The organism is Xanthomonas sp. AM6, assembly GCF_025665335.1.
In the GTDB taxonomy this organism is placed as follows: Bacteria; Pseudomonadota; Gammaproteobacteria; order Xanthomonadales; family Xanthomonadaceae; genus Xanthomonas_A.
Window position 1 is genome coordinate 3,961,034 of sequence record NZ_CP106869.1, and the last position, 15,322, is coordinate 3,976,355.

The window sequence follows — 15,322 nt, forward strand, 5'->3', positions numbered from 1 at the left end:
GAGCGTCGCGTTCGAGGTCGAGACTTACTGTTGGCAAGCATGGCCGCGAATGCCGTTGCCAGGAACCAGCATTCCTTCGCAATCAACGATGGTTGCCGGGATGCCGCCCTTGCGAATCCCCAATCCCGCGCCGTCAGGCGCCCGCGCCGCCCGACTCCACCGTGCGCCATTCCAGCGCGGCGCGGTCGAGCACGCCGTTGACGTAGGTGTGGCCGTGTTCGGAGCCGAAGCGCTTGGCGGTCTCGATCGCTTCGTTGATCACCACGCGGTACGGCACGTCCTGGCGGTGCAGCAGTTCGTAGGCGGCCAGGCGCAGCACGGCGCGCTCGATCGCGTCCACTTCCTCGACCGTGCGGTCCAGGTAGCCGACCAGCGCCGCATCCAGTTCGGTGCGGTGCTTGAGTACGCCTTCGACCAGGTTCTCGAAATAGATCAGGTCGGCGACTTCGTGCGCCTGCTCGTGGGCGAACTGCGCGATCACCTGCTGCGCGGTGCCGCCGGCGATCTGCCAGGCGTAGATCGCCTGCAGCGCGCGCCGGCGCGCGCGCGAGCGCAGCACCGGATCGACGCCATCGCGGCGGACGTGCTTGTGGCCAGCGGACTTGTTCACGGCAGCAGCTCCAGAAGATTGACCATTTCCAACGCGGTCAGCGCCGCTTCCTCGCCCTTGTTGCCGTGGCTGCCGCCGGCGCGCGCCTCGGCGTCCTCGACCCGCTCCACCGCCAGCACGCCGTTGAGCACCGGGATGCGGAAATCCAGCGACACCCGCAGCAGGCCCTCGGCGCAGCCGTCGGCCACGTGTTCGTAGTGGCGGGTGTCGCCGCGGATCACGCAGCCCAGCGCGATGATCGCCGCGTGCTTGCCGGCGGCGGCCAGGCGCGCGGCGGCCAGTGGCAGTTCCCAGGCGCCGGGCACGCGGATCACGTCCACCGCATCCTCGGCGATGCCGTTGCCGGCCAGGCTCTCGCGCGCACCGGCGACGAGCACGTCGGTGATGCGTGCGTTCCAGCGGCTGGCGATGATCGCGAACCGGGCCGCGTCGGGAGCGCGGAGGTCGCCTTCGTAGTGGGTCATGGCGGTGGTGGGTTCAGGGGGTTGGAGAGTTTAGCAGGCGGCCCGCCCGGGACTCGGGAGAGCTTAGAGCACGGCGCGCGCCTGCCAGCAAGGGCATCAGCCTTTTCCGAATCCCGAATCACGAATCCCGGATCCCGGCCCCACCTCCACATGCTCCACCACCTCCAGCCCGAACCCGGCCAGGCCGACCTGGCGGCGCGGGGTGCCCAGCACGCGCAGCTTGCCCAGGCCCAGGTCGGCCAGGATCTGGCTGCCGGCGCCGTTGCGCCGCCACTGCCCCACGTCCTTGCTGTTGGCGGCCACGTCCGGCTGCTTGCGCAGCCGCGCCAGCAGCGCCTGGCTGTCGCGCGGCGCCGACAGCACCACCATCACCCCGCTGCCGGCGGCGGCGATCGCGCGCAGCGCGTCGCTGGCGGCCACGCCGAAGTCGTCGCGGCGCCAGTGCAGCAGGTCGGCCAGCGGGTTCTCCACCTGCACCCGCACCAGGGTCGGCGTGGCCGCGTCGGGGGTGCCGCGGACCAGCGCGAAATGCAGGTCATGGGCGATGCGGTCGCGGTAGGTGACCAGGGTGAAGCCGCCGAACTCGGTCTCGATCGGGCGCTCGTCGATGCGCTCGACGGTGTGCTCGGTGGCCAGGCGGTAGGCGATCAGGTCGGCGATCGAGCCCATCTTCAGCCCGTGCAGGCGCGCGAATTCCTCTAGCTGCGGGCGCCGCGCCATGCTGCCGTCGGGGTTGAGCACCTCCACCAGCACCCCGGCCGGCTCCAGCCCGGCCAGCAGCGGCAGGTCGCCGGCGGCCTCGGTGTGGCCGGCGCGGGTCAGCACGCCGCCGGGCTGGGCGATCAGCGGGAAGATGTGGCCGGGCTGGCTCAGGTCGTGCGGCTTGGCGTCCGGCTTGACCGCGGTGCGCACGGTATGTGCGCGGTCGTAGGCCGAGATGCCGGTGGTGACGCCTTCGGCGGCCTCGATGCTGACGGTGAAATTGGTGTGGAACTGCGCGGTGTTGTGCTGGACCATCGGCGCCAGCCCGAGCTGCGCGCAGCGCTCGCGGGTCAGCGACAGGCACACCAGGCCGCGCGCGTGAGTGACCATGAAGTTGATGTCCGAGGGCTTGACCAGCTCGGCGGCCATGATCAGGTCGCCCTCGTTCTCGCGGTCCTCGTCGTCGACGATGACCACCATGCGGCCGGCGCGGATTTCCTCCAGCAGCTCGGGGATCGGGGCGAAGTTCAGGCTCGGGGTGGTGGACGGTGACATGGGGTCTCGCAGGATTCGCATGAGGTGGCGCCGCGGCGCCGGCAGCGCGGGCTGCGGCGGCGACACGGCCATCGGGAGCAGGACGGCGTTGGCGTCAGCCGTCGCGGCCGTGCAGCAGGCGTTCGACGTAGCGCGCGACCAGGTCGATCTCCAGGTTCACCGCCGCGCCGACCGCGGTCTGCGCGAACGCGGTGTTGGCCACCGTGTGCGGGATCAGCGCGACCTCGAAGCCGGCGTCGTCCACTTCGTTGACGGTCAGGCTGACCCCGTCCACGCAGATCGAGCCCTTCTTGGCGATGTAGCGCAGCAGCGCCGGCGGCGCGGCGAAACGCCAGCGCTGCGCACGCGCGTCCTCATGGATCGACAGCACCGTGCCGAGGCCGTCGACGTGGCCGCTGACCAGGTGCCCGCCGAGCCGGTCGCTCGGGCGCATCGCCCGTTCCAGGTTCAGCGCCGCGCCTTCGGCGAGCGCGCCGAGCGTGGTCAGCGACAGGGTCTCGGTGGACGCATCGGCCTGGAAACTGGCCGCGTCGAAGGCCACCACGGTCAGGCACGCGCCGTTGACCGCGATGCTCTCGCCGAGCTGCACGTCGGCGAACGGCAGGTTGCCGGTGGAGAAGGTGAAGCGGATGTCGCCGCCCTGCGGCTGGCGCGCGGCCAGGCGGCCGACGCCTTCGATGATTCCGGTGAACATAGACAACGTTTCTCGCAAGGAAGGTGAGCGAAAAACGCCACAAGGCAAACAGGCGCACGCACAGCCGCGAGGCTGCGCGAAGGCCGTCTTCTTTCATCCGGACTATACCGTCGGCTCCGGCATCGGACCGGATCTGCTGACCTTGGCCGCGGCACCGCACAGGCCGTGCCGGTTCCGTTGCCAAGCGCTCGCGGGCTCGTGCTTGCGCACCTACCGCCGGTGGGGAATCGCACCCCGCCCTGAAGACGTTTGTGGTTGCCGGCGAACCGGCGTGCGCATTCTAGCAGCGGCGCGCACCGCGGCGCGGCCGCCAGGCGCCACACCGGCAGGACGCTGCGTCGTGTCGGGAAATTCCCGATAGCCGGCGATGTGAAGAACAAGTTAAGGTTCGCGCCGCGACAGGAGACGTCGCTTTTTTCGCCTCGCAACGAGGCGAAGACACGGACATCAATTCGGAGAGAAGTACCCAATGCGCAACACCCTGATTCTGGCTGCCATGCTGGCGGCCGCACCGTTTGCCGCCCACGCCGAAGGCCTGAGCTACAGCTACGTCGAAGGCGGCTGGAACCGCACCGACATCAACGTCGACGCGGCTTCCGAGGACATCGACGGCGGCTACCTGCGTGGCTCCTGGCAGATCGCCGAGCCGGTGTATGTGTTCGCCGGCTATCAACGCGCCAGCGACGACTACACCATCGCCACGTTCTACTCCAGCAAGGTCACCGTGCAGCAGGGCAGCCTGGGCATCGGCTACCGCCAGGAAATGACCGAGCGCGTGGACTTCACCGCCGACGTCAGCGTGCTGCGGGTGAAGGCCGAGGCCGACCTGCGCGAAGACGGCCGCCGTCTGGCGCGTGCCTCCGACTCCAACACGCTGGGCACGATCAACGTCGGCCTGCGCGGCAAGCCCTCCCCGCGCACCGAAGCCTGGGTGAAGGCCGGCTACATCGACGGCAGCGACGTGGACCAGGGCGAGTTCGTCGGCACCCTCGGCGGCCAGGTCAACTTCACCCGTACCTGGGGCCTGGTCGGCGAAGTGGAATTCATCGACAACGCCAACCAGTACAAGGTCGGCGTGCGCGCCAGCTTCTGATCCGGCGCGTCGCGATGTGATCGCGAAGGGCACGCATGCGCATACCGCATGCGTGCCCTTCGTGTTTGCGGGCCCGCCGCGCAGCGCTCAGCGCGGCACGGGCGTGTAGCGCAAGCGAAGATCGTGCCCCAGTTGCGCCACATCGTGCAGCTGCAGTTCCTGGCGCTGCGCCATCGTGTCGATGCCCAGCCCGGCCAGCAGCGGGCGGGCGGCGTCGCCGAGCAGCACCGGCGCCAGGTACACCAGCAGTTCGTCGACCAGACCGGCGCGCAGCAGCGCGCCGCCCAGGGTCGCGCCGGCTTCCACCTGGACCTCGTTGACGCCACGCCCGGCGAGCAGGCGCAGCACCGCGTCGAGGTCGAGCCGGCCGGACGGCGCTGCGACCGCGGCGAACTCGGCGCCCGGCAGCGGCGGTGGCGCCAGTCCCGGCGCATGCAGGTACAGCGTCGGCGCGGCGCCATCGCGGACCTTGGCCTGCCGCAGCGTGCGCAGCTGCGCATCCAGCACCACGCGCAGCGGCGGCACGACCTCGATAGCGTCGTCCAGGCGCACGCTCAGCGACGGGTCGTCGGCCAGGACGGTGCCGGCACCGCTCAGGATCGCCCCGGCGCGCGCGCGCCAGCGCTGCACGTCCTGGCGCGCGGCCGCGCCGGTGATCCACTTCGATTCGCCGCTGGCCAGCGCGGTGCGCCCGTCCAGGCTGGCGCCGAGCTTGACCCGCAGCCACGGCCGGCCGCGCTCCACCCGCGACAGGAAGCCGCGATTGAGCGCGCGCGCCTGCGCCTGCATCAATCCCGAACGCACCTCGATGCCCGCCGCGCGCAGCAGCGCGAAGCCGCCGCCGTTGACCTGCGGAAACGGATCGGCCATCGCCGCCACCACGCGCGCCACCCCGGCCTCGATCAGGGCCAGCGCGCACGGCGGCGTGCGCCCGTGGTGCGCGCACGGTTCCAGGGTCACGTAGGCGGTGGCGCCGCGCGCGCGCGCGCCGGCGGCGCGCAGCGCGAACACTTCGGCATGCGGACCGCCGGCACGCTGGTGGAAGCCCTCGCCCACCACCTCGCCGTCGCGCACCAGCACGCAGCCGACCATCGGGTTGGGCCGCGTGGTGTAGGCGCCGCGCTCGGCCAGGCGCAGCGCCTGCGCCATGTGCGCATGGTCGGCGGTGGAGAACTCGCCCATGTCGCCGGCACGCATCTCGCCCATGCTCATGCCGCCAGCGCGCCGGCGTCGATGCGCATCACCGTCACCTGCAGCGGCCCCAGCGGCAGTTCCACGTGCCGATGCCAGCCCAGGCGCTGGTAGAACGGCACCAGCTGCGGCTGGCAATACAGGTACAGATAGCCGACCTGCAGCCGCGCCGCGGCCTGCACGCAATGCGCGACCAGTTGCGCGCCGAGCCCGCCGCCGCGCGCCTGCGGGCGCACGTACAGCGTCGCCAGCCACGGCGAGAACTGGCGGATGCGCGCGTCGTCGTTCTGCAGCAGGCTGACCGAACCGAGCCAGTCGTCGCCGTCGAGCGCGATCCAGGTGGTCGGGATGCGGCTGTCGCAGCGGTGGCTGCGCAGGTCGGCCTCGGCCTCGTCCACCGCCCATTCCGGCAGCATCGGGCCGAACGCCTGCAGGTGTTCGCTGGCCAGCGCCGGGATGTGCTGCGGCGCCTCGGCCACGCAGACGATGCGCATCGCCGTCAGCGCTTGCCGGACCTGTCGCCCGGCTTGTCGGCGCGGACCAGGTCCAGCAGCGGCAACTGCTCGCTGCCCACCGGCAGCTCGCGCTCGAGCTTCTCGATCTCCTCGCGGAAATCGGCCACGTCCTGGAAGCTGCGGTACACCGAGGCGAAGCGCACGTAGCCGACGTGGTCGAGCTTGCGCAGCTCGGCCATCACGTATTCGCCGACCCGGATCGACGGCAGCTCGCGCTCGCCGGACATGCGCAGCTGGTGCACCACCGCGCGCACCGCCGCCTCGATCTGCTCCTCGGCCACCGGCCGCTTCTGCAGCGCGCGGTCGAAGCTGGTGCGCAGCTTGCGCGCATCGAAGGCCTCGCGGCCGCCGTCGCTCTTGATCACCGTCGGCAGCTTCAGCTCGATCGTCTCCAGCGTGCTGAACCGCTCGCCGCACGCCTCGCACTCGCGCCGCCGACGGATCGTCGCGCCGTCCTCGGACACGCGCGAATCGATCACGCGGGTATCGGTGTGCTGGCAGAAGGGGCAGTGCATTCAGAGCGCCGGGATTGGGGAATGGGGATTGGGGATTCGGAAACGCAGGGCGCCGCGGGAATGGCCGTTCGCCAATCCCGAATCCCCCATCCCGAATCCCCGCCGCTCAGCCATACACCGGATACTTCCTGCACTGCGCCGTCACCGCCTCGCGCACGCGGGCGATGACCGCGTCGTCGGCCGGGGCGTCGAGGACGTCGGCGATCCAGTTGGCCAGGTCGATGCTGTCCTGCTCCAGGTAGCCGCGGGTGGTGATGGCCGGGGTGCCCAGGCGCAGGCCCGAGGTCACGAACGGCGAGCGCGGGTCGTTGGGCACCGAGTTCTTGTTGACGGTGATGTGCGCCTTGCCCAGCGCGGCCTCCGCGTCCTTGCCGGACACGTCCCTGCCGATCATGTCCACCAGCATCAGGTGGTTCTCGGTGCCGCCGGAAACGATCTTGTAGCCGCGCGCGATCAGGGTCTTGGCCATCGCCTGCGCGTTCTTCACCACCTGCTGCTGGTAGTCCTTGAACTCCGGCTCCAGCGCTTCCTTGAACGCCACCGCCTTGGCCGCGATCACGTGCATCAGCGGGCCGCCCTGGATGCCGGGGAACACGATCGACTGCAGCTTCTTGACCAGCTCCTCGCTGGCGCCCTTGGCCAGGATGATGCCGCCGCGCGGGCCGCGCAGGGTCTTGTGGGTGGTCGAGGTGACCACGTGCGCGTGCTCCAGCGGGCTCGGGTACACGCCGGCGGCGACCAGCCCGGCCACGTGCGCCATGTCCACGAACAGCACCGCGCCGACCTTGTCGGCGATGGCGCGGAAGCGCGCCCAGTCGATCTTCTGCGAGTACGCCGAGAACCCGGCCACCACCATCTTCGGCTTGTGCTCCAGCGCCAGCCGCTCGACCTCGTCGTAGTCGATCAGGCCCTGCTCGTCGACGCCGTACTGCACCGCGTTGAACAGCTTGCCGGAGGCGTTGACCTTGGCGCCGTGGGTCAGGTGGCCGCCATGGGCCAGCGACATGCCCAGGATGGTGTCGCCCGGCTGCAGCAGCGCGAAGTACACCGCCTGGTTGGCCTGCGAGCCCGAATGCGGCTGCACGTTGGCGTAGTCCGCGCCGAACAGTTGCTTGACCCGGTCGATCGCCAGCTGCTCGGCGATGTCGACGAATTCGCAGCCGCCGTAGTAGCGCTTGCCCGGGTAGCCCTCGGCGTACTTGTTGGTCAGCTGGCTGCCCTGGGCCTCCATCACCCGCGGGCTGCAGTAGTTCTCGCTGGCGATCAGCTCGACATGGTCTTCCTGGCGGCCGGCTTCGGCGGCGATGGCCTGGGCCAGTTCGGGATCGTAGGTTTCGATGCGGGCGTCGCGCGGGAACATCGGGTCTCCGGGGGGCATGGACAGAAGGCAGACCGCTAGTTTAAGCCCCGCGCAGCGCCGGCGGCGAACCAAACGACGACGGCCTCCCGCAGGAGGCCGTCGAAACGTGCGGTGCGGCCCGATCAGCGGCCGTTGAGCACCAGGTCGGCGATGATGCCGCTGGCGATGGCGACCATCAGCAGGTTGCCGCGGTCGTCGCGGACCCAGCGGTAGCCGTACGGCGGGCGCCGCACCTGGTAGCGGTCGTAGTCGTAGACCACGTAGTTGGGGCCGTAGTAGCGCTGGCCGCGCGCCCACGGCGGCGGGCCCGGGTGGCCGTAGTAGACGACGTCCGGGCGGCGCCGGTAGCCGTCGCGATAGCCCTGGCTGTAATAGCGGCGGTCGTCGCGGCGCTCGCGCTCGCGCCAGTAACGGGCACGATCGCGATCGCGGTCGTGCCAGTCGCGGTCGCGGCCGCGGTCGTGGTCGTTCCAACCGTGACGGTCGCGGTCGCGATCGCCCCAGCCGTCGCGGGCGAAGGCCGGCGGCGCCATGAAACCCAGCGCCAGCAGGGACGAAAGGGCAAGGGTGGCAATGCGTTTGGTGTTCATGGCAACTCCGTCACTTTTGGTGTCACGACTGCATTAATGCGCTTGCCGTCTGAACCGCTTCCTGCTGGAAACGGTTACGTATTCAGCTTTCCGGAAACGAGTAAGCGGGCATTACTTTTCGGCAGGTTCCCGTGCACGCCGGCGTACCGGCGCGAGCGTTGCAGTCAGTGGCGCTGCGCCGCTTCGCCGCGGACCGGCGCGGCAGCGTCGGACGACTGCGCGTGCAGCCGCAACAGCGCCATCCGCGCCGTCTCGTCGGCCGGCAGGTAGACCACCAGCCGGTTGCCGTTGCGCGGCGCCGACCACCAGTTGACCTGCTGCAGGTGCAGTTCGCCCGCCTGCGGATGGTGGAAGCGCTTGAGCTGGTTCTCCACCCCGCGCACCTCGCGCCGTTGCCGCCACAAGGCGTCGAACTCGGGCGAGGCGCTGCGGTAGCGCGCCAGCAGGCGCTCCCACGTCGGCTCGCCCAGGTGCTCGCCCATCGCGGCGCGCAACAGCGCCACCATGTGCTGCAGCACGGCGTCCCGATCGCCCAGGCGCGCGCGCCAGCGCGGGTTGGTGAACGCCTGGTAGACGCAGTTGCGATCGGCCTCGGGCAGATCCACCAGGGTCACCCCCATCAGCCGCTCGAAGGCCGGGTTGGCGCCGAGGATGTCGAAGCGCGGGCTCTGCAGCATCGCCGGCCACGGACCGAGCTGGTCGAGCAGCATGCGCCCCGTGTCGGTCAGGCGCTCGCACGGCTGCAGCCGCGGCGTGGCATCGCCCAAACCGGCCAGCGCCAGCACGTGGCCGGTTTCCACCTCCGAGCACTGCAAGGCGCCGGCGATGGCGGTCAGCACGCGCGCGGAGGCACGCACCGGGCGCCCTTGTTCGAGCCAGGTGTACCAGGTGACGCCGACGTCGGCGAGCGCGGCCACCTCCTCGCGGCGCAGGCCCGGGGTGCGGCGCCTGCCCGCACGCGGCAGGCCCAGCCGCGCCGGGTCCAGGCTCTCGCGGCGCGCGCGCAGGAACGCGCCCAGCGCGCGGGCACGTTCGACCGCCAGCGCAGGGCCGGGCGCGGCGACGCCGCCTCCGCCGGGCGCAGCGCCGGTGGGATGCAACCGGTCATTCAGCATGCTCGTTCTCCTCGCTCATCCGCTGCGCCGCGACGCAGGCGGGAAGCGCCAGTACCAGGATAAATCACTCCTTGTACCAGTTTAGACAGTTCGCATACTGCGCGCCATGAACACTTCACCCTCCTCCCCCACCTGCCCTGCCGCGCCCACGCCTCGCGATCGCCTCGACCGGCACCCGCCGCCGGGCGCCCATCCCAGTGCGGCGCCGACGCTGGGCGCCCGCGGGCTGGCGATCCTGCTGATCGGGCAGATGCTGCCGCTGATCGACTTTTCCATCATCAACGTCGCCCTCGGGTCCATCGCCGACACCCTGCACGCCTCGGCGATGGCGCTGGAACTGATCGTGGCGGTGTACGGCGTGGCCTTCGCGGTCGGCCTGGCCGCGGGCGGGCGGCTGGGCGACAACCTGGGCCGGCGCCGGGTGTTCGCCGCCGGGGTGCTGCTGTTCGGCCTGGCCTCGCTGCTGTGCGGGGCGGCCGGCTCGGTGGCGGCGCTGCTGGCCGGGCGCGTGCTGCAGGGCCTGGGCGCGGCGCTGGCGGTGCCGCAGATCCTCGCCACCATCCACGTCAGCCTGCGCGGCGAGGCGCATGCGCGCGCGCTGGCGCTGTACGGCTCGCTGGGCGGGATCGCGTTCGTCATCGGCCAGGTGCTGGGCGGCAGCCTGGTCAGCGCCGACATCGCCGGGTCCGGCTGGCGCGCCATCTTCCTGATCAACCTGCCGTTCTGCCTGCTGGCGCTGGTGGGACTGCGCACCGTGCCGGAGACGCGCGCGGCGCGGCGCACTCCGCCCGACCTGGCCGGCGCCGGCCTGCTGGGGCTGTTCCTGGCCTGCCTGCTGCTGCCGCTGGCGCTGGGTCCCACGCTGCACTGGTCCGCACCGTGCCTGGCGGTGCTGGCCGCGACGGTGCCGTTGCTGGCGGCGCTGGCCCGCACCGAGGCATGGCAGGAACGCCGCGGGCGCCAGCCGCTGTTGCCGCCGGCGCTGCTGCGCCTGCCCAGCGTGCGCTTCGCGCTGCTGGTGGGCGCGCTGTTCTTCACCTGCTGGAGCGGCTTCATGTTCGCGCTCGCGCTGACCTTGCAGGCGGGCGCGGGGCTGCCGCCGCTGCAGTCGGGCAATGCCTTCATCGTGCTCGGCGCGGCGTACTTCTGCTCGGCGCTGCTCAGCGCGCGCGCGGTGGCCCGGTTCGGGCTGCTGCCCACGTTGCTGCTGGGCTGCGCGGTGCAGATGCTGGGCCTGCTGGCGCTGGCCTGGACGTTGCACGCGGTCTGGCCGCATCCCGGCTGGACGAACCTGGCCGCGCCGACCGCGCTGATCGGCGCCGGGCAGGCGTGGATCGTGGCCTGCTTCTACCGCATCGGCCTGTCGCAGGTGCCGACCGAGCACGCCGGCGCCGGCAGCGCCATGCTCTCCACCATCCTGCAGGCGGCGATGGGCCTGGGGCCGGCGGCGCTGGGCGCGGTCTACGCGCATGCGCGCGGCGGCGGCAGCCTGGCGGCGATGCAGGCGGCGCTGGCCAGCGAATGGCTGGCGATGGCGCTGCTGGTGGCCTGCACGCTGCTGTACTGGCAGCGCCAGCGCCGCGCGGGCCAGGCGCCGGCCGCGCGACGCTAGTCCGCCGCGGCCGCGCCGGCACGCGGCGCGCGCGGGCCGGCAGGGACGCGCCAACCCGGTACCGCTATAATCGAGGGCATCCCTTTCGCCGCCTTCCGGCCCCGGCCGGCGGGCGTCCTGCGCCTACGGAGACCCCATGTCGCAATACATCTACACCATGAACGGCGTCAGCAAGACGGTGCCGCCGAAGCGCCAGATCATCAAGGACATCTCGCTGTCGTTCTTCCCCGGCGCCAAGATCGGCCTGCTCGGCCTCAACGGCGCCGGCAAGTCGACGGTGCTGAAGATCATGGCCGGCGTGGACACCGACTTCAGCGGCGAAGCGCGCCCGCAGCCGGGCATCAAGGTCGGCTACCTGGCCCAGGAGCCGGAGCTGGACCCGACCAAGACCGTGCGCGAAGCCGTCGAGGAAGGCGTCGGCGAAGTGCTGCAGGCGCAGGCCGCGCTGGACAAGATCTACGAGGCCTACGCCGAGGAAGGCGCCGACTTCGACAAGCTCGCCGCCGAGCAGCAGCGGCTGGAGGCGATCCTCGCCGCCGGCGACGCGCACATGGTCGAGCAGCAGCTGGAAGTGGCCGCCGACGCGCTGCGCCTGCCGCCGTGGGACGCCCTGATCGGGCCGCTGTCCGGCGGCGAGAAGCGCCGCGTGGCGCTGTGCCGGCTGCTGCTGCAGAAGCCGGACATGCTGCTGCTCGACGAACCGACCAACCACCTCGACGCCGAGTCGGTGGAATGGCTGGAGCAGTTCCTGGCGCGCTACACCGGCACCGTGGTGGCGGTGACCCACGATCGCTACTTCCTCGACAACGCCGCCGAGTGGATCCTGGAACTGGACCGCGGCCGCGGCATCCCGTGGAAGGGCAACTACACCGACTGGCTGATGCAGAAGGAAGAGCGCCTGAAGCAGGAAGACAACCAGGAGAAGTCGCGGCAGAAGGCGATCCAGAAGGAACTGGAGTGGTCGCGGCAGAACGCCAAGGGCGGCCGCACCAAGGGCAAGGCGCGCCTGGCGCGGCTGGAAGAGCTGCAGTCGGTGGACTACCAGCGCCGCAACGAGACCAACGAGATCTTCATTCCGCCGGGCGAGCGCCTGGGCAATGCGGTGCTCGAGTTCAAGCACGTCACCAAGAAGTTCGGCGACCGCCTGCTGATCGACGACCTCAGCTTCCTGGTGCCGTCCGGCGCCATCGTCGGCATCATCGGCCCCAACGGCGCCGGCAAGTCGACGCTGTTCAAGATGATCACCGGCAAGGAGAAGCCCGATTCGGGCGAGATCGTGCTCGGGCCGACGGTGAAGCTGGCCTACGTGGACCAGAGCCGCGACAAGCTGGAAGGCAACCACAACGTGTTCCAGGAAGTCTCCGGCGGCCTGGACATCCTCAACATCAACGGCGTGGAGATCCAGTCGCGCGCCTATATCGGCCGCTTCAACTTCAAGGGCCAGGACCAGCAGAAGCTGGTCGGCACGCTGTCCGGCGGCGAGCGCGGGCGCCTGCACATGGCCAAGACCCTGCTGCAGGGCGGCAACGTGCTGCTGCTCGACGAACCGTCCAACGACCTGGACATCGAGACCCTGCGCGCGCTGGAAGACGCGCTGCTGGAGTTCCCCGGCAACACCTTCGTGATCTCGCACGACCGCTGGTTCCTGGATCGCATCGCGACCCACATCCTGGCCTTCGAGGGCGATTCGCACGTGGAGTTCTTCCAGGGCAACTACCGCGAGTACGAAGCCGACAAGCGCCGCCGCATGGGCGACGACGCCGGCCCGAAGCGGTTGCGCTTCAAGGCGCTGAAGTAAGCGGCGCGCCTGCTGCGCAAACGGCCGCGCCCTGCGCGGCCGTTTGCGTTCTGGGGTTCGGCGTGACGCGTGGCGTTGCGGCATCGGCAACGGGCATAACGACTGCGCAGGCACGCGGTGCGCCGGACGGCGCCATGCTCCCCCACAAGCGCGACGCCCAGTTGCGAAACATGTCCGCTGCAGCCGCATGCACATCCGTGCGCGCCGAACCACTGGCGGCGAACCGCATCGGCAGCATGACCGGCGGCCTGCCCGCGCGCGCCGCGCGACGCGATCTTTCGCGGCGATGGTGTAGAAACATGGCTGGACCTCGCCGCCCGCGGATGCAATGAACGACGCTCGCCCCGGATCCCGCCCCTTCTCACTCAGCCGGCGCGACCTGCTGCGGCTGGCCGTGCTCGCGCCCGCCGCGGTCGGCGTGAGCATGCTGCCGGGCTGCGCCAACCCGCCGCGTTTCGATGGCGGCTTCATCCAGCCGTGGCGCAGCCACCTGGAACTGGGCGCGCAGGACTGGCAACGGCACATGGCGCTGGCCCAGCGCATGGGCTGCCGCCAGATCGTGGTGCAGTGGGCCGGGCTGTACGGCGGCGGCGGCGATGCGGACTGGGACGTGCCCGACAGCGTGATGCAGCTGATCTTCTCCACCGCCGCCGCCGCGGGCCTGCGGGTGCGCGTCGGCCTGCCCTACCACAGCGGCTGGTGGAAGGCGCTGCAGGCGCCGGAGCCGGCCACGCTGGAGGCGTTCCTGGCGCTGACCCTGGACAACGCCCGCGCCTACCTGCAGCGCGCGCCGTGGAGCGCGCAGGGCAACTTCGACGGCTGGTACCTGCCCTACGAACTTGAGCAGTTCCATTGGGCGCAGGACGCGCGGCAGCAGCGCCTGTGCGCGTGGCTGGCCGCGCTGTGCGCGGCGGCGGGCGCCGGCACCGCGCAGCCGACCGCGATCTCCACCTATTTCAGCCGGCTGCAGACCGACGGCTCGCTGGCGCAGCTGTGGACCCGCATCCTCGACCAGGCGCCGCTGCGGCCGATGGTGCAGGACGGCGTCGGCGTGGCCGGGCTGGACAACCTGGACGGCGTGAATCCGCTGCTGGCGCTGCTGCGCGCGCGCAAGGTCGATTTCGACGTGGTGGTCGAACTGTTCGAGCAATTGCCGAGCTCGGCCGCCGACGGCAGCAACTTCCAGGCGCAGACCGCCGACGCCGCGCGCATCGCCAAGCAGCTGGCATGGGCGCGCGGCAGCGGCGCCGCCGGCATCTTCGCCTTCGCGCTGGATCCGTGGCTGTCGCAGGACACGCCGCGCGCGCAGGCGCTGCGCCGGCAGTGGCGCGCCGGGCGCCAGTAGGCGCCTGTCGGCAAACCCGTCGGCGCGCCTACAGCGCGCGGCCGATGATCTCGCGCAGGATCTCGCTGCTGCCGCCGAAGATGCGCAGCGCGCGCGCGTCGGCCCAGGCGCGGCCGATGCCGTATTCGCTGCTGTAGCCGTAGCCGCCGTGCAACTGCAGCAGCGCATCCAGCACCTGGCCCTGGGTCTCGGTGGCGTTGAGCTTGGCCATCGCCGCGGCGGTGGCCTGCAGCCGGCCCTGCATCTGCTCGCCCAGGCACTGGTCGAGGAAGCTGCGCAGCATCGCCAGCCGCGAGGCCGCGTCGGCGAGCACGAAGCGGGTGTTCTGGTGGTCGATCAGGTGGCGGCCGAACGCCTTGCGCTGGCGCACGTAGGCGATGGTCTGCTCGAGCATGCCTTCGGCCGAGGCCGCCGCGCGCAGCGCGATCGCCAGGCGCTCGGCGGCCAGTTGCTCGCCGAGGTAGTCGAAGCCGCGCTGTTCCTCGCCGAGCAGGTGCGACACCGGCACCGCCACGTCCTGGAAGAACAGCTCGCTGGTGTCCTGCGCGTGCTGGCCGATCTTGGCCATCGGCGCGCCGCGGGTGACGCCGGGCAGCGCGGTGTCCACGCAGAACAGGCTCAATCCGCGCGCGCCCAGTTCCGGCGCCACGGTGGCCACCACCACCGCCACGTCGGCGTTGCTGCCGTTGGTGATCCAGGTCTTCTGGCCGTTGAGCAGGTAGTGTTCGCCTTGCCGTACGGCGCGGGTGCGGATCGCCTTGAGGTCGCTGCCGGCGCCGGGCTCGGTCATCGCGATCGCGCCGATCGCCTCGCCACGCGCCATCTTCGGCAGCCACGCCTCGCGCACCGCGTCGCTGCCGTAGCGCATCAGGTACGGCGCGACCATGTCCGAATGGATCGAGAAGCCGATGCCGAGGAAATTGGCCCGCGCCAGTTCCTCGATCACGCAGGCGGCATGCCCGTCGTCGCCGCCGAGGCCGTAGGGTTCGGGCAGCTGGCAGTTGAGCAGGCCGGCCGCGCCGGCCGCGCGCCACAGCGAGCGCGGGGTGATGCCGTCGCGCTCCCATTGCGCGTAGTGCGGGGCGATCTGCGCCTCGATGAAGCGCCGCACCTGGTCGCGGAACAGGGCGTGATCTTCGCGGAAGACGGGGCGCTCGCGCACG

15 protein-coding genes and 1 riboswitch are annotated in these 15,322 nt (G+C 71.1%); of the genes, 4 read left to right on the top strand and 11 right to left on the bottom strand.

Annotated features, from left to right (window positions below; all coding sequences use genetic code 11):
• Positions 1-133 precede the first annotated feature (133 nt).
• The 4 genes from nusB to OCJ37_RS16990 all read right to left on the bottom strand — a co-directional run bounded on the left by nusB (position 134) and on the right by OCJ37_RS16990 (position 3,025).
• On the bottom strand, positions 134-610 hold the full coding sequence (gene nusB / locus OCJ37_RS16975) for a transcription antitermination factor NusB (RefSeq protein WP_263110867.1): 477 nt from the start codon (positions 608-610) through the stop codon (positions 134-136).
• Entirely contained in the window at positions 607-1,074 is a 468-nt protein-coding gene (gene ribH / locus OCJ37_RS16980) for a 6,7-dimethyl-8-ribityllumazine synthase (protein ID WP_263110868.1), read from the bottom strand. The genes nusB and ribH overlap by 4 nt, the downstream gene beginning before the upstream one ends.
• Before the next feature lie 96 nt (positions 1,075-1,170).
• Positions 1,171-2,307 carry a 3,4-dihydroxy-2-butanone-4-phosphate synthase gene (ribB, locus tag OCJ37_RS16985; RefSeq protein ID WP_263113722.1) on the bottom strand — a complete coding sequence of 379 codons (1,137 nt, stop codon included), beginning with the start codon at positions 2,305-2,307 and terminating at the stop codon, positions 1,171-1,173.
• A gap of 118 nt (positions 2,308-2,425) precedes the next feature.
• Complete coding sequence (locus OCJ37_RS16990; RefSeq protein WP_263110869.1) at positions 2,426-3,025, bottom strand: riboflavin synthase; 600 nt, start codon at positions 3,023-3,025, stop codon at positions 2,426-2,428.
• Positions 3,026-3,106: 81 nt separating this feature from the next.
• A riboswitch (FMN riboswitch) is annotated at positions 3,107-3,276 on the bottom strand.
• Between the two features lie 218 nt (positions 3,277-3,494).
• Between OCJ37_RS16990 and OCJ37_RS16995 the strand changes: the two genes are divergently transcribed.
• Entirely contained in the window at positions 3,495-4,118 is a 624-nt protein-coding gene (locus tag OCJ37_RS16995) for an outer membrane beta-barrel protein (protein ID WP_263110870.1), read from the top strand.
• Positions 4,119-4,205: 87 nt separating this feature from the next.
• On the opposite strand, the gene ribD is transcribed toward OCJ37_RS16995, so the two are convergent.
• The 6 genes from ribD to OCJ37_RS17025 all read right to left on the bottom strand — a co-directional run bounded on the left by ribD (position 4,206) and on the right by OCJ37_RS17025 (position 9,404).
• Positions 4,206-5,300: a bifunctional diaminohydroxyphosphoribosylaminopyrimidine deaminase/5-amino-6-(5-phosphoribosylamino)uracil reductase RibD gene (gene ribD, locus OCJ37_RS17000; RefSeq protein ID WP_263113723.1), complete on the bottom strand. Its 1,095-nt coding sequence runs from the start codon at positions 5,298-5,300 to the stop codon at positions 4,206-4,208.
• Positions 5,301-5,326: 26 nt separating this feature from the next.
• Positions 5,327-5,812: a GNAT family N-acetyltransferase gene (locus OCJ37_RS17005; RefSeq protein ID WP_263113724.1), complete on the bottom strand. Its 486-nt coding sequence runs from the start codon at positions 5,810-5,812 to the stop codon at positions 5,327-5,329.
• Positions 5,809-6,339: a transcriptional regulator NrdR gene (gene nrdR / locus OCJ37_RS17010; protein ID WP_263110871.1), complete on the bottom strand. Its 531-nt coding sequence runs from the start codon at positions 6,337-6,339 to the stop codon at positions 5,809-5,811. The genes OCJ37_RS17005 and nrdR overlap by 4 nt, the downstream gene beginning before the upstream one ends.
• 106 nt (positions 6,340-6,445) lie before the next feature.
• Positions 6,446-7,699, bottom strand: coding sequence for a serine hydroxymethyltransferase (glyA, locus tag OCJ37_RS17015; RefSeq protein WP_263110872.1), 1,254 nt, complete (start codon positions 7,697-7,699; stop codon positions 6,446-6,448).
• Between the two features lie 122 nt (positions 7,700-7,821).
• Positions 7,822-8,289, bottom strand: a complete 468-nt coding sequence (locus OCJ37_RS17020) for an RcnB family protein (protein ID WP_263110873.1) — start codon at positions 8,287-8,289, stop codon at positions 7,822-7,824.
• Between the two features lie 164 nt (positions 8,290-8,453).
• Complete coding sequence (locus OCJ37_RS17025) at positions 8,454-9,404, bottom strand: helix-turn-helix transcriptional regulator (protein WP_263110874.1); 951 nt, start codon at positions 9,402-9,404, stop codon at positions 8,454-8,456.
• A gap of 106 nt (positions 9,405-9,510) precedes the next feature.
• On the opposite strand from OCJ37_RS17025, the gene OCJ37_RS17030 reads away from it, so the two are divergent.
• The 3 genes from OCJ37_RS17030 (at position 9,511) to OCJ37_RS17040 (ending at position 14,159) form a co-directional block, all read left to right on the top strand.
• A complete protein-coding gene (locus tag OCJ37_RS17030; protein ID WP_263110875.1) occupies positions 9,511-11,016 on the top strand; it encodes an MFS transporter in 1,506 nt (501 codons plus the stop codon).
• Positions 11,017-11,152: 136 nt separating this feature from the next.
• Complete coding sequence (gene ettA, locus OCJ37_RS17035; RefSeq protein WP_263110876.1) at positions 11,153-12,814, top strand: energy-dependent translational throttle protein EttA; 1,662 nt, start codon at positions 11,153-11,155, stop codon at positions 12,812-12,814.
• 328 nt (positions 12,815-13,142) lie between these two features.
• Positions 13,143-14,159, top strand: coding sequence for a DUF4434 domain-containing protein (locus OCJ37_RS17040; protein ID WP_263110877.1), 1,017 nt, complete (start codon positions 13,143-13,145; stop codon positions 14,157-14,159).
• 28 nt (positions 14,160-14,187) lie between these two features.
• Here the strand turns inward: OCJ37_RS17040 and OCJ37_RS17045 are convergent, their stop codons facing one another.
• Entirely contained in the window at positions 14,188-15,321 is a 1,134-nt protein-coding gene (locus tag OCJ37_RS17045) for an acyl-CoA dehydrogenase family protein (protein ID WP_263110878.1), read from the bottom strand.
• Position 15,322 lies beyond the last annotated feature (1 nt).